Source organism: Porphyrobacter sp. MBR-155, assembly GCF_040547625.1.
Lineage (GTDB): Bacteria > Pseudomonadota > Alphaproteobacteria > Sphingomonadales > Sphingomonadaceae > Erythrobacter.
The window spans coordinates 24514-37836 of sequence record NZ_JBEPQB010000015.1; the positions used below are offsets into that span (position 1 = coordinate 24514).

Consider the following 13323-nt stretch of genomic DNA (forward strand, 5'->3'; position numbering starts at 1 on the left):
GCTTGCTCTTGCAACTTGCATTCGTTCGTTTTCCCTTGTCCCTGACACTAGCCGCCGTGCGCCGGTTACGCCGCCGCGCCGCGCTGCGCCCTGGGCAACAGCACCGCAAACGCCAGCGTCACCAGCAGCAGCGCCGGGACATCGCCCAGCAGATGGCCGCGGTGCATCGGATCGTCCAGCGATTGCACCGCCATGATCGCGGCGTGAACCGCGCTCGACACGGCGACGAACCAGATTAGCGAAACGTGCTTCAGCGGATCGCGCGCGGCGAGGATCATGAACACGCCCAGCGTCGCGTAAACCCCCACGATCATCATGTAATATTGCGAGGCCATCGGCGGGCCTTCGTGCCACGCCCAGCCGGATGGCCAGACGATCGCCAGCGGCCAGATCAGGCAGAACACCACCCCGAAAGCGACCAGCAGGATTTGCAGCAGGCGATAAGCGTTCATGATGTCGATCCCCCAAATGACACAGCCCCATGCGGAGTGTCTGCCGTTTCGCCGGGCCAGTCAATCCAGCGCCGCCAATCGTGGGGGATTGCGATTAGTCGTGCTCGCGCCCGCCTGCGCCAACGTAAAGTTCGCGGCCGCCTTCATTATACTTGCGGCTCATTTCCTCCATGCCTTTGATCGCCGCCTGACGGCTGGCCTCGGCCGTATCCGCGCCCAGTTTCTCCGAGGCGAGGAAGCTTTCGGGGCTTTCGTTCTGCTTGGCGGCGAAATCGCGGACGTCCTGGCTGATCTGCATCGAGCAGAACTTTGGCCCGCACATCGAACAGAAATGGGCTGACTTCGCGCCTTCGGCCGGCAGGGTCTGGTCGTGATATTGCTCGGCAGTTTCGGGGTCGAGGCTGAGGTTGAACTGATCGCGCCAGCGGAATTCGAACCGCGCTTTGCTCAATGCATCGTCGCGCACCTGCGCCGCCGGGTGGCCTTTCGCCAAGTCCGCCGCGTGGGCCGCGAGTTTATAGGTGATCACGCCAACCTTCACATCGTCACGGTCGGGCAGGCCCAGATGTTCCTTGGGCGTGACGTAACACAGCATCGCCGTGCCATACCAACCGATCTGCGCCGCGCCGATGCCGCTGGTGATGTGATCATACCCCGGCGCAATATCGGTGACGAGCGGGCCGAGGGTGTAGAACGGAGCTTCGCCGCACACCTGCAGCTGCTTTTCCATGTTCTCCTTGATCTTGTGCATCGGCACGTGGCCCGGCCCTTCGATCATCACCTGCACATCCTGCGCCCAGGCGCGATGGGTGAGTTCGCCCAGCGTGTAGAGTTCGGAGAATTGCGCTTCGTCGTTCGCATCCGCGATGCTGCCGGGGCGCAACCCATCGCCAAGGCTATAGGCGATGTCGTACGCCTTCATGATTTCGGTGATGTCGTCGAAATGTTCGTAGAGGAAGCTTTCCTTGTGATGGGCGAGGCACCATTTCGCCATGATGCTGCCGCCACGTGATACGATCCCGGTGACGCGCTTGGCCGCCATCGGGACGTAGGCGAGGCGCACGCCAGCGTGGATCGTGAAGTAATCCACGCCTTGCTCGGCCTGTTCGATCAACGTGTCGCGGAAGATTTCCCAGGTCAGCTCCTCGGCCACCCCGCCGACCTTTTCGAGCGCCTGATAGATCGGCACGGTGCCGACGGGCACGGCGGAATTGCGGATGATCCATTCGCGGGTGTCGTGGATGTTGCGCCCGGTGGACAGGTCCATGATCGTATCCGCACCCCAGCGGGTGGCCCATACCATCTTGTCGACTTCGCTTGCCACGTTCGATGCCACGGCAGAATTGCCGATATTGGCGTTGATCTTGACAAGGAAGTTGCGCCCGATCGCCATCGGTTCGGTTTCGGGGTGGTTGATGTTGTTGGGGATGATCGCGCGGCCACGGGCGATTTCATCGCGCACGAATTCCGGCGTGATGATGGTCGGGATTTGTGCGCCCCAGCTTTGCCCGTCGCGCACCAGATCAGCGGCAATTTCGCGGCCGATATTTTCGCGCTCGGCAACATATTCCATCTCGGGCGTGATGATGCCTTGGCACGCGTAGTGCATCTGGCTGACGTTCATGCCCGCACGCGCGCGCAGCGGGCGTTTGACCGGGTGGGGGAACTGCGGGACGCCGCCGCTGCGGTCGGGGCCGAGTTGGCCGTTATCCTCAGGCTTGATCTCGCGCCCGTCGTAAGCCTCAACATCGCCGCGCGCCATGATCCAGTCACGGCGCAGTTGCGGCAGGCCGGCGTTGATGTCGATGGCGGCATCGGGATCGGTATAGGGGCCGGAGGTGTCGTAAACCCGCACCGAAGGCTCCCCGCCCTCAAGGTCAATCTCACGCATGGCAACGCGGATGCCAGAGCCAGTGCGCGCGCCGACGTAAATCTTGCGGCTGCCGCGGATCGGCCCGGTGGTGACGCCTATTTCTACCGGTGAATTGATGTCGGCCATGTCTGCTCTCTCCTCAAAGCGGATGGAGCGCGGACTTGTGGCGATCAGACCAGCCCGCTCCCTCCGCCGATATTAATCGGTTCAGGTTCGACGGGTCGCAGGGCGTGACACCTGCCTCTCAGCTCACACGAGCTCCCCGGGGATGGCTATGGTTAGATCAGATCGGGAGGGGAATCCAGCCCCATCCGCAGGGTCAGGCCTCTAGGGTCAGGCGTTGACCAGACCCAGCTGCACCCCGAACTTGCGGTAATGCTGGCTGCCGATGTCGGCGGTGTTGGCGGCGCGGCGTTCCTCGATGGGTTGTTCGCGCACAGCGGCCAGACGGCGGCCGTAGTAATCTTCGAAATCATCCACGCCCATGCCCAGAATGACGCGGTTCATGTAATTGAACAGCGCCGTCACCTTGTTGGCATCGGCCACCGTGCGCTCATCCCAGCCCGCCGCAAGGATCGCGGCAATATCGGCGTCGGTCACTTGTGCGGGGTGCAGCGTCAGCTTGCCCGCATAGGCCAGCACCGGGCGCAGGCGGTCATCAATCGGCGCGCTGGCCAGGTCATCGATCAGCGCGGGGCAGACTTCGGGGGCATAGCCATAGCTTTCGGCATAGACCCGGTGCGCGTTGTAGCAGAAATGGCATTGGTTAAGCGCCGAGACATAGGCGGCGATCAGTTCACGCTCACCAATCGAAAGCGGGCTTTCACCGCGCAGCACGACATCGTGGAAATCCAGCATCGGTTCCCACGCCAGCGGAAACGCCTTCATCACGTCGGTCAGATTGGTGCGGCGCGGCAGGGAAGGCAGAAACGACATCGGGGGTATCCTTTGATCGGGGGAAACGCCGCCCGCCCATAGCCGACGACGCGGGATCGCGCAGCCCGTTTATTTCAGCGTCGATTGCAACAGCGCGGCAATCGTGGCGTGATCGGACGCGGCGACCACCCGCCCGGTTTCAGTGCGGCCTTTGAACGCGATCAGCGTGCTTTGGCGCGGCACATTCAGCTTGCGCCGTTCGGCTTTCTGGGTGTCATAATTCAGCCGCAGCACCAGCAGCCGGTCATAGGCCGGATCGGCGGTAATCGCGGTAATCTGCTTGTGCTGCACCCGGCACACCGAACACCAATCGGCATAGACATCAACCAGCACCGGGCGGCCCTGCGCCTGCGCCTTGGCCAGAACCTGTTCGTCAAATTTCTGCACCTGCGCGGCGGCGGCAGGCATGGCCATCAGGCCCAGCGCCAGCGCCGCCAGCAGTGCCGCGATCACGCGCGCGATCATGCCGGTATTCCCCGGCTGCATAGCCACATTACTCATCGATAATCTCCCCGCCCGGACGCATCGCGAAAAAGGCGAAGGCAAAGGTCACATCGTGCGGGATATCGACCAATCCGCCTTCGGATTTGCGCTGCACCACCACATTGCCAACATCGCGTCCGCGCGAAATGTCGCGCGTGTCGACTGCGGAGTTCTGCCCCGCCGTCCACGTCAGCACGATATCGCCATCTTCGATCCGGCCCTGACGTGACAGGCTGCGCAGGCTCCATGCCTTGTCTCCCACCGCCACCACCCGCGCCATCGGTTCAATATCCTGCGGCAGATCGCCTTCAAAAAACGGATAGGGGCGATTGCGCCCGTCATAATTTTCGTAAGGGTTGAAATAGACCTGCGTCATTTCGACAGCGGGCAGCAGGATCTGGCCGCCGGGGAAGCGTGATTTGAACAGCGTCAGCGATTCGACCCGCGATGGCAGCATCGTCAATTCGCGGCCCGCATATTCGCCAATCAACCCGCCGCCGACAAATTGCTGCCACCATGTTTCGGTCTGCCGGTCATACATCACCATGTCCGAAAAGCGCAGTTTGCCGGTCGTCCCGAAATCCAGAACCCGGCCATCAAACCGCCGATCAAACACCACCGCGCTATCGCAGAGCGGGCAGTAGGTGACGGTGACTGGCAGGCCGCCAATCACATCATTGACGATTTCGTGGCGAATCAGAATGCGCAGCGGATAGGCGCGCGCTTCGCCGTTATGGCTGAAGCTGATGACCGGTTCCTTGGGGCCAAGCTCCATCGGATAGCGGGCATTGACCGGGGCGAACTGCGGGTTGTCAATCGAACGGATGCCGTCCTTGCCCGGCCCGCCTTCGCTCACTTCGTCAAAGGGGATGATCGACTTGCTAAAATCAGTCGAAAATTCGCTTGTCCACCGCGACGGCGGGCGTTGGGCGCTGACCAGCACGGGCTGCGCGCTGGCGGTATCGTTCGAACTGGCGGTCTGGTTGGCACCAACCACAGCAAGGCTGGTGAGTCCCAAACTGACGATGGCAACAACCGGGGCGAGCACAATCAGGCGTGGATGTTTCATACCCTGCGGGTTCGCGGCAAACCCGCAGCAGGTTACAGTTTGGCAGTTACTCGATCACCCGCCCGCGCACCATCACGAAACCAACCTTCTCCAGCACGGTCACATCGGCCAGCGGGTTGCCATCCACCGCGATAATATCAGCGGAATAGCCGGGGGCGATCCGACCGATCTCGGTTTCCATACCCAGCACCTTGGCCGCGCCGGTGGTGGCGCTGGCCAGTGCCTCGCGGTTCGACATGCCCTGCTTTGTCATCAATGCGAATTCTTCAGCATTGCGGCCATGCTGGAACACGCCCGCATCAGTGCCGAACACCACGGTCACACCAAATTGCCGCGCGCGGCTGACGAGCGAGGCCATCAGCGGCTGCACGGCGCGAATCTTGTTTTCAACCACGGGGGTATAGACGCCCTTGCCCAGCCCTTCGGACACGCCTTCCAACGCCATCAGCGTCGGCACCAGCACCGTGCCATTGGCCTTCATCGCGCGCGCCGCCGCTTCATCAAGATAGGTGCCATGTTCGATCGAATCGATCCCGGCTTCGGCGGCCTGCTGGATGCCGCGCGCGCCGTGGGCATGGGCCATCACCTTCAATCCGAGCGAGTGGGCGGTATCGGCAATCGCCTTCATTTCTTCTGGCGTGAAATGCGCTTCCAACCCGCGCCCCTGCTGGCTCAGCACCCCGCCGGTGGCGGTGATTTTGATCACGTCCGATCCGTTCTGGCTGGCCAGCCGCACCTTGGCCGCGCATTCGATGGCCCCGGTGCAGGTGAAACCGCTGTCGAGCAGTTCATTCACTTCCGGGCGGAAGCCGTTGACATCGGCATGGCCGCCGATGATCGCCAGCGCCGGGCCAGCGGCAATGATCCGCGGGCCCGGAACCAACCCTTCGGCGGTGCCACGCCGCAAGGCAAAGGCGGTTTCGGTGGCGCTGCCCGCTTCGCGCACGGTGGTGAAGCCTGCGCGCACCGTTACCAGCGCATTCTTTGCGCCGACGACCACGCCCCATTCATCAGGCTCGGTCGCTTCCTTCCAGAAATCGCCGCCCGGATCGCCGGTCAGGTGGGTGTGCAGATCAATCAGGCCGGGCAGCACGGTCTTGGCGGAAAGGTCGATCTCGCGGTCGGCGCTCACCGCTCCATGTCCCGGCGTGATCGACACGACCTTGCCATCGGTGACGATGATCGTCGCCGGGCCGCTCGGCTCGCTCGCGGCGTCGGCCAGCACGCTGCCCGCGCGGATCGCCACGGTTTCCGCGGCCACAGGCGCGGCCAGTGCCGCCGCCAGCACGGCCACACCGGCCATGCGCTTACCAAGCTTTGCTGTCATGAAACGCCTCTTCCCTCGAATGTTCTTGCGTTGCGCGGTGATGCGCCGAGTGGTGCGGCAAGGCAAGCCCCCGTTCCACGCGCAACATTGCCGTCGGGCGCGCCCTCGCCTAGGGCCGCAGGGCATGGCCAATTCACCGCAACCCCCGCAAATCAACGCTGGAACGCCGCATGATGTGATCATCGTCGGCGGCGGGTTGGCGGGCGGGCTGATCGCGCTGGCGCTGCACCGCCATGCGCCGGGGTGCCGGTTTGCGCTAGTCGAGGCCGGGCGCAGCCTTGGCGGGCACCACCGCTGGAGCTGGTTTGCCACCGATCTTGGGGCGCAGGCGCAGGGGTTGATGGCGGGCTTCGCGCTCAACGCTTGGGATGAAGGCTATGACATCACCTTTCCCGCCTTGGCCCGCACCTTACCGACAGCTTACCGCTCGCTCGCCAGCGCGGAGTTTCATGCCAAGCTGATTGCCGAATTGCCTGCTGACCGCGTGATGCTGGGCACCAAGGCGGCCAGCCTTGATGCGGGCGGGGTGACGCTGGCCGATGGCACGCGGCTGGCGGCCAAGCGCGTGATCGATTGCCGCGCGTTCCGTTCTTCCGCGCAGCTGGCAGGCGGCTGGCAGGTGTTCCTTGGCCAGCAATTGCGCTGCGACAAACCCCACGGCCTGACCCGCCCCGTCATCATGGACGCCAGCGTCGATCAGGTCGCGCCCTATGGCAACGGCGCGGCCTATCGCTTTGTCTATGTCCTGCCGCTATCGCCCACCGAGGTGTTCGTGGAAGACACCTACTACGCCGACGAACCGCGCATGGACGCCGAGGTGCTGAAAGGCCGCGTGGCCGACTACGCCCATCGCAACGGGTGGAAGGGCGAGGTGGTGGATCAGGAAGCTGGCATCCTGCCAGTGATTTCGGGCGGAGATTTCAACGCCGCGCTGGCCGAAGTGGCGATCCCCGGCGTGGCGCTGGCAGGCGCGCGCGGCGGATTTTCGCACCCGCTTACCAGTTACACTCTGCCGTTTGCGGTCGATAATGCGCTCGCCATCGCGCAGGTGATCGCCGCGCGGCCCGCGCTGACGGGCGAGGAACTGGCCGCCTTCTGCCATCGCCGGGCCAAACGCCACTGGCGCGCCACCGCCTATTACCGGATGCTCAGCCGGATGCTGTTCGAGGCTGCCGAGCCCAACAAGCGCGTCGTGGTGTTCGAACATTTCTACGCGCTGCAAGGCGCATTGGTCGAACGCTTCTATGCCGGACTTTCCACCTGGCCCGATCGGCTACGCATCCTCACCGGCAAGCCTCCCGTAGCTATCGGACGCGCCGTTCGTGCGCTATTTTCCTCAGGGAAACCTTTAGACACCAAGCCTTTGAAAATGGAGACCCCGGCATGAGCGCCGATGTGAAGCTCAATCTCGCGGATACCCCCGGTGCCAAGGGCATCCATCCCGCCCTTGCCGAACGTTACGCCGGCCGCACCGCCTGCGTGATCGGCGCAGGCTTTGGCGGCATGGCGCTGGCGATCCGGCTGCAATCGGCGGGCATCGCCACCACCGTGATCGAAGGCCGCGACAAGCCCGGCGGGCGCGCCTATTTCTGGGAGCGCGAAGGCTTCACCTTTGACGGCGGGCCGACGGTCATCACCGATCCGCCCTGCCTTGAAGAATTGTGGCAGCTGACCGGCCACGACATCGCCGAAGATGTCGAGTTGATGAAGGTCATGCCGTTCTACCGCCTCAACTGGCCAGACGGCACCAACTTCGAATATTCGAACGACGAAGACAGCCTCAACGCCGAAATCGCGAAGCTCAATCCGGCGGACGTGGCCGGATACGCCCGCTTCCTCGAATATTCGGCGCGGGTGTATGAAGAAGGCTATCTGAAACTCGGCACCAAACCGTTCCTCGATTTCAAATCGATGCTGAAAGCCGCGCCCGCGCTGATCAAGGAACAGGCGTGGCGTTCGGTCTTTTCGATGGTGTCGCGCTATATCGAACACCCCAAGCTGCGCGAAGCCTTCAGCTTCCATTCGCTGCTGGTGGGCGGCAACCCGATGAACACATCATCGATCTATGCCCTGATCCACAAGCTGGAGAAAGACGGCGGCGTATGGTGGGCGCGCGGCGGCACCAACCGGCTGATCGCCGGCATGGTGCGCCATTTCGAACGGCTCGGCGGCACAATGCGCATCGGCGATCCGGTGGTGCAGGTGCACACGCTCGGCACCAAGGCAACCGAAGTGGAAACGGCAGGCGGGTTCCGTCAGCGGTTCGATGCGGTGGCGAGCAACGCCGACATCATGCATTCCTACAAAGACCTGCTGTCGGGCAGCGAGCGCGGCAAGCGGATGGCCAAATCGCTGAACCGCAAGAGTTTCAGCCCCTCGCTGTTTGTGGTGCATTTCGGGCTGGAGGGCACCTGGCCCGGTATCCCGCACCACATGATCCTGTTCGCCAAGCGTTACAAAGGCCTGCTCGACGATATCTACAAACACGGCGTGGTGCCCGAAGATTTCGCGATCTACCTGCACCACCCGACCGTCACCGATCCGAGCATGGCGCCCGAAGGCAAAAGCACCTTCTACGCGCTCGTCCCCGTCAGCCACATGGGCAAGATGCCGCTCGATTGGGACGAAGTCGGGCCGAAGCTGGAAACAATGATCCTGGATGAACTGGGCCGCCGGTTGATCCCCGACATCCACGACCGGATCGTGACCAAATTCAGCTATGCACCCAAGGATTTCAAACAGGATCTGAACGCCCACATGGGCAGCGCCTTCAGCCTTGAACCGGTGCTGTGGCAAAGCGCCTACCTGCGCGGCCACAACCGCGATGATGTGATCGACAATTACTACCTTGTCGGCGCAGGCACCCACCCGGGCGCAGGCATTCCCGGCGTGGTCGGCAGCGCCAAGGCAACGGCGGGATTGATGCTGGAAGACTTGGCGAAGGTGGGCGCGTGAATCCTCCCCTTCAGGGGAGGGGGACCATGCGCAGCATGGTGGAGGGGCGAGCGATAATCAGAGGTCAAAGTGACACTGTGAAACTCGCCCGCAAACTCCGCGCCGAAATGACTCCGCCGGAAGTCGCCCTCTGGCAAGCACTGCGCAAGCGTCCCGGAGGCCACAAGTTCCGCCGCCAGCACCCGGCAGGGCCTTACGTCATCGATTTCTTTTGCACCAAGGCACGGTTGGCGATCGAAGTTGATGGAAAGGCGCATGATAGTGCTTCAGTAATCGCCAAGGATGCGGTTCGCTCGGCGTTTTTGAGGCAGCAGGGCATCGCCACAACGCGCATTCCGGCGAAACTTGTGCTTGAAGATATCGAGGCTGTGGTTCAGCGGCTGGTGCAAATCTGTGATGAGAGAATTGAACGCATGACCTGCTCGCCCCTCCACCAGACTGCGTCTGGTCCCCCTCCCCTTGCAGGGGAGGAACGCGCATGAAACGACTTGCGATCTATTGCGGTTCGGCCTCGCCCGCAGACCCGCGCTATGTGCAATTGGCCTATGATGTCGGCGCGCAATTGGCCGCGCGCGGGATCGGGTTGGTCTATGGCGGCGGCAGGCTGGGTCTGATGGGCGCGGTCGCCAAGGGCGCGAAGGACGCAGGCGGCGAGGTCATCGGCATCATCCCCGAAGCGCTGGTGCGCGCCGAGGTTGCCAATCACGATTGCGATGAATTGATCAGCGTATCAGGCATGCATGAACGCAAGCAGAAATTCACCGATCTGTCGGATGGCTTCATCACCCTGCCCGGCGGGGTCGGCACGATGGACGAGCTGTGGGAGGCGATGAGCTGGTCGCAGCTGGGCTATCACTCCGATCCGGTCGGCGTGCTCAACGCCTTTGGCTTCTATGACGATCTGCTGGCTTTCAACGCGAAAATGGCGGCGGTCGGGTTTGTCCGGCCCGCGCACCAGAACATCCTGATCGCGGCGGATACGATCACCGAACTGCTCGCCAAGATGGCCGATTATCAGCCGCACACCCCGATCTTCCGCATGAAGGCCGAGGAGCTGTAATGTTCCCCGAAGTGCGCATCCCCGCGCAGGCGGGGACCTCCCGCCACATTGCACGAGGTCCCCGCCTACGCGGGGATGCACATAATTGGAAATGACGGTCGCCCCCGCCAAACGCGCCGCGCTGGTCGAACACGCACGGCTGGCGATCAAGGTGGGATCGCAAAGCTTTTCCGCCGCCGCACGCCTGTTCGACCGCGAAACGCGCGAGCGGGCGTGGCTGCTTTACGCATGGTGCCGCCGGTGTGATGATATTGCCGATAATCAGGAAATGGGCGGAGTGCTGGGCGACCAGTCCGATCTGGGCGCGCGGCTTGCCCATATCCGCAGGCTTACCGCGTTGGCCTTTGCGGGTAAGCCGACAGGCGATCCGGGGTTTGATGCGTTTGGCTTGGTGGCGCGCGAGGTAGGCCTCACCCCGCAAATGGCCGAGGATGTGATCGCCGGGTTTCAGCTGGATGCGGAAGATTGGCGCCCGCGCACCGAGGCCGATATGCTGCGCTATTGCTACCACGTGGCGGGCGCGGTCGGCGTAATGATGGCGGTGGTGATGGGGGTTGACCCGAGGGATCAGGAAACGCTCGACCGGGCGAATGATCTGGGGCTGGCGTTCCAGCTATCCAACATCGCCCGCGATATCGTTGAAGATGACGCGGCGGGGCGGTGTTATCTGCCGATCGAATGGCTGGTGCAGCAGGACATTGAACCCGGTCAGCACACCAAACCGCACCACCGCAAGGAGCTGGCCGCGATGGCCGCGCGGCTGGTGGCTTTGGTGGAGAAACACGAGGCGGCGGCGCGGGTGGGCGCGGCGAAACTCCCCTTCCGCAGCCGCTGGGCGGTGCTGTCCGCCGCGCGCATTTACGGCGCGATTGGCCGCAAGGTGCGGGCGCGCGGGCCGGAGGCGTGGAACAGCCGCACCTATGTGCCGCGCGCGGAAAAGGCGCTGTATGGCGTGCGCGCGTTCCTATCGGCGGTGATCAACCGCGAGAAGGTGCCCAAGGGCGGGATCGACTGGGGCATCGCGGATTTTCGGCCCGCCACTCCCTCCCCGTCGCCCCGGACTTGATCCGGGGTCCCGCTTTTTTCGAGGTGGGAAAAGAAGTGGGGTCCCGGGTCAAGCCCGGGAAGACTATAGTCGGAGTGGTTTTCTTTCGTCGAAACCTAGACTAACCCCATCCCCATGATCACCAAACTCCTGATCGCCAATCGCGGCGAGATTGCCTGCCGTATCATCCGCACCGCGCGCAGCATGGGCGTGGCCACGGTCGCGGTCTATTCCGATGCCGATGCCAAGGCGCTGCACGTGCGCCAAGCTGATGAGGCGGTGCATATCGGCCCCTCGCCCGCTGCGGAATCCTATCTCGTTGGCGAAAAGATCATCGCCGCTGCCAAGCAAACCGGGGCGGACGCGATCCATCCGGGCTATGGCTTCCTCTCCGAGAACGCCGACTTCGCGCAGGCCGTGATCGACGCTGGCCTCATCTGGGTCGGCCCCAAGCCTGCCAGCATCCGCGCGATGGGCCTCAAAGACGCGGCCAAGACGCTGATGATGGCGGCGGGCGTTCCCGTCACTCCCGGCTATCTCGGCGCGGATCAATCGGTGGAGCGGTTGACCAAGGAGGCCGAGGCGATCGGTTATCCCGTGCTGATCAAAGCGGTCGCGGGCGGCGGCGGCAAGGGGATGCGCAAGGTCGATGACCCGGCTGATTTCGCCGCGTCGCTGGAATCCTGCCGCCGCGAGGCCAAGGCCAGCTTCGGCAATGACGAGGTATTGCTCGAAAAGTGGATCACCTCGCCCCGCCATATCGAGGTGCAGGTGTTCGGCGATGCCCACGGCAACGTCGTCCACCTGTTCGAGCGCGACTGCTCGCTCCAGCGCCGTCACCAAAAAGTGATCGAGGAAGCCCCCGCCCCCGGTATGGACCCCGCCACCCGCGAGGCGATCTGCGCCGCCGCCGTGCGCGCGGCGAAAGCGGTCGATTACGAGGGCGCAGGCACGATCGAATTCATCGCCGATGCGAGCGACGGCCTGCGCGCCGACCGCATTTTCTTCATGGAGATGAACACCCGCCTTCAGGTGGAACACCCCGTCACCGAGGAAATCACCGGGGTCGATCTGGTGGAGTGGCAATTGAGGGTCGCGAGCGGTGAGCCGTTGCCCAAGCGGCAGGACGAGCTGTCGATCAACGGCCACGCCATCGAGGCGCGGCTCTATGCGGAAGACCCGGCGAAGGGTTTTTTGCCGAGCACGGGGCGGCTGGAACACTTCCATCTGTGCGATTACGGGCCCAGTGACCGGATCGAAACAGGCGTCGAAGAAGGCGACGCCATCAGCCCGAATTATGATCCCATGATTGCGAAGCTCGTCACCCATGCAGCAAGTCGCGAGGATGCGATTGATAACCTCAAACAGGTCATCGGCCGCAGTTGGACTTGGCCAGTGGTATCGAACGGCTCCTTCCTGTTCGAATGCCTCGATCATTCGGCATTCCGCGAAGGAAGGCTCTCGACCGGCTTCATTGAAGAACACGCCGATGAACTCAAATCGCTCGATCTGCCGCCTCAGGCGCTGATCGACGATGCAGCAAGCGAACTCGCCACGGACTTCGCAATAGAGGCCTTCGGGGGAACATACTTCGCGGTCCGGAACAAGCCGATGGGGTTTCGGCTGAACCAACCGCCACGCAAGATTGCAGCTGTCAACGTCGGGGGGACGACGCTTCCCGCCAATCTCGATGCAGTCTGGGTAGACCTGCCGAATGGTTCAGACGCACATGACAGCCTGACGGCCAGCAAGGTGATCTACCCCGAACACGCATTGGTGGTCGCCCGTGGTCGCACATTCATGCTGTCGCTTCGCCACGACGGCACCGGCCAAGCCTCTGCCGCCGATGGCGCAATCGTCGCGCCGATGCCGGGCAAGGTCATCGCGGTCGATGTTGCCGAGGGGCAGGCCGTCACCGCCGGGCAGCGACTCTTGGTGCTCGAGGCGATGAAGATGGAACACGCCCTCACCGCGCCGTTCGACGGGGTGGTCGAGGGGCTGGCGGTCAGCGCGGGCGGGCAGGTGCAGGTTGAAGCGGTGTTGTGCCGCGTGGTGCCTGCTTCTTCCGAAACGTAACCCGTCACCCCAGCGCAAGCTGGGATGACGATGGAGAGTTTTGGGTC

12 protein-coding genes and 1 riboswitch are annotated in these 13323 nt (G+C 63.3%); of the genes, 6 read left to right on the top strand and 6 right to left on the bottom strand.

Annotation, left to right across the window (positions count from 1 at the left end):
• Positions 1-65: 65 nt before the first annotated feature.
• From ABIE62_RS14190 to ABIE62_RS14215, 6 genes are all read right to left on the bottom strand, one after another.
• Positions 66-452, bottom strand: coding sequence for a DUF6632 domain-containing protein (locus tag ABIE62_RS14190; RefSeq protein WP_354326982.1), 387 nt, complete (start codon positions 450-452; stop codon positions 66-68).
• A gap of 94 nt (positions 453-546) precedes the next feature.
• On the bottom strand, positions 547-2451 hold the full coding sequence (gene thiC / locus ABIE62_RS14195) for a phosphomethylpyrimidine synthase ThiC (RefSeq protein ID WP_354326984.1): 1905 nt from the start codon (positions 2449-2451) through the stop codon (positions 547-549).
• Positions 2452-2492: 41 nt separating this feature from the next.
• A riboswitch (TPP riboswitch) is annotated at positions 2493-2600 on the bottom strand.
• Between the two features lie 58 nt (positions 2601-2658).
• Positions 2659-3261 (bottom strand): carboxymuconolactone decarboxylase family protein, encoded by a 603-nt coding sequence (locus ABIE62_RS14200; RefSeq protein WP_354326986.1) that lies wholly within the window; start codon positions 3259-3261, stop codon positions 2659-2661.
• Between the two features lie 69 nt (positions 3262-3330).
• Entirely contained in the window at positions 3331-3762 is a 432-nt protein-coding gene (locus tag ABIE62_RS14205) for a thioredoxin family protein (RefSeq protein ID WP_354326988.1), read from the bottom strand.
• Positions 3755-4813, bottom strand: a complete 1059-nt coding sequence (locus ABIE62_RS14210; RefSeq protein WP_354326991.1) for a DUF3179 domain-containing protein — start codon at positions 4811-4813, stop codon at positions 3755-3757. Before ABIE62_RS14210 ends, ABIE62_RS14205 begins: the two co-directional genes overlap by 8 nt.
• 46 nt (positions 4814-4859) lie before the next feature.
• Entirely contained in the window at positions 4860-6140 is a 1281-nt protein-coding gene (locus ABIE62_RS14215; RefSeq protein ID WP_354326993.1) for a metal-dependent hydrolase family protein, read from the bottom strand.
• A 124-nt stretch (positions 6141-6264) separates the two neighbouring features.
• Here ABIE62_RS14215 and crtY point away from each other — a divergent pair, with 124 nt between their 5' ends.
• The 6 genes from crtY to ABIE62_RS14245 all read left to right on the top strand — a co-directional run bounded on the left by crtY (position 6265) and on the right by ABIE62_RS14245 (position 13276).
• A complete protein-coding gene (gene crtY / locus ABIE62_RS14220) occupies positions 6265-7527 on the top strand; it encodes a lycopene beta-cyclase CrtY (protein ID WP_354326995.1) in 1263 nt (420 codons plus the stop codon).
• Positions 7524-9095, top strand: a complete 1572-nt coding sequence (locus ABIE62_RS14225; RefSeq protein ID WP_354326996.1) for a phytoene desaturase — start codon at positions 7524-7526, stop codon at positions 9093-9095. The genes crtY and ABIE62_RS14225 overlap by 4 nt, the downstream gene beginning before the upstream one ends.
• A 26-nt stretch (positions 9096-9121) precedes the next feature.
• Entirely contained in the window at positions 9122-9577 is a 456-nt protein-coding gene (locus ABIE62_RS14230) for an endonuclease domain-containing protein (protein ID WP_354326998.1), read from the top strand.
• Positions 9574-10155, top strand: a complete 582-nt coding sequence (locus tag ABIE62_RS14235) for an LOG family protein (RefSeq protein ID WP_354326999.1) — start codon at positions 9574-9576, stop codon at positions 10153-10155. Before ABIE62_RS14230 ends, ABIE62_RS14235 begins: the two co-directional genes overlap by 4 nt.
• Before the next feature lie 91 nt (positions 10156-10246).
• Positions 10247-11221: a phytoene/squalene synthase family protein gene (locus tag ABIE62_RS14240; protein WP_354327002.1), complete on the top strand. Its 975-nt coding sequence runs from the start codon at positions 10247-10249 to the stop codon at positions 11219-11221.
• Positions 11222-11335: 114 nt separating this feature from the next.
• On the top strand, positions 11336-13276 hold the full coding sequence (locus ABIE62_RS14245) for an acetyl/propionyl/methylcrotonyl-CoA carboxylase subunit alpha (RefSeq protein ID WP_354327003.1): 1941 nt from the start codon (positions 11336-11338) through the stop codon (positions 13274-13276).
• Positions 13277-13323 lie beyond the last annotated feature (47 nt).

Excerpts from the sequence above, each read along its gene's own strand:
- ABIE62_RS14190 (WP_354326982.1), bottom strand. The coding sequence starts at position 452 with ATGAACGCTTATCGCCTGCTGCAAATCCTGCTGGTCGCTTTCGGGGTG.
- thiC (WP_354326984.1), bottom strand. The coding sequence starts at position 2,451 with ATGGCCGACATCAATTCACCGGTAGAAATAGGCGTCACCACCGGGCCG.
- ABIE62_RS14200 (WP_354326986.1), bottom strand. The coding sequence starts at position 3,261 with ATGTCGTTTCTGCCTTCCCTGCCGCGCCGCACCAATCTGACCGACGTG.
- ABIE62_RS14205 (WP_354326988.1), bottom strand. The coding sequence starts at position 3,762 with ATGAGTAATGTGGCTATGCAGCCGGGGAATACCGGCATGATCGCGCGC.
- ABIE62_RS14210 (WP_354326991.1), bottom strand. The coding sequence starts at position 4,813 with ATGAAACATCCACGCCTGATTGTGCTCGCCCCGGTTGTTGCCATCGTC.
- ABIE62_RS14215 (WP_354326993.1), bottom strand. The coding sequence starts at position 6,140 with ATGACAGCAAAGCTTGGTAAGCGCATGGCCGGTGTGGCCGTGCTGGCG.
- crtY (WP_354326995.1), top strand. The coding sequence starts at position 6,265 with ATGGCCAATTCACCGCAACCCCCGCAAATCAACGCTGGAACGCCGCAT.
- ABIE62_RS14225 (WP_354326996.1), top strand. The coding sequence starts at position 7,524 with ATGAGCGCCGATGTGAAGCTCAATCTCGCGGATACCCCCGGTGCCAAG.
- ABIE62_RS14230 (WP_354326998.1), top strand. The coding sequence starts at position 9,122 with ATGCGCAGCATGGTGGAGGGGCGAGCGATAATCAGAGGTCAAAGTGAC.
- ABIE62_RS14235 (WP_354326999.1), top strand. The coding sequence starts at position 9,574 with ATGAAACGACTTGCGATCTATTGCGGTTCGGCCTCGCCCGCAGACCCG.
- ABIE62_RS14240 (WP_354327002.1), top strand. The coding sequence starts at position 10,247 with ATGACGGTCGCCCCCGCCAAACGCGCCGCGCTGGTCGAACACGCACGG.
- ABIE62_RS14245 (WP_354327003.1), top strand. The coding sequence starts at position 11,336 with ATGATCACCAAACTCCTGATCGCCAATCGCGGCGAGATTGCCTGCCGT.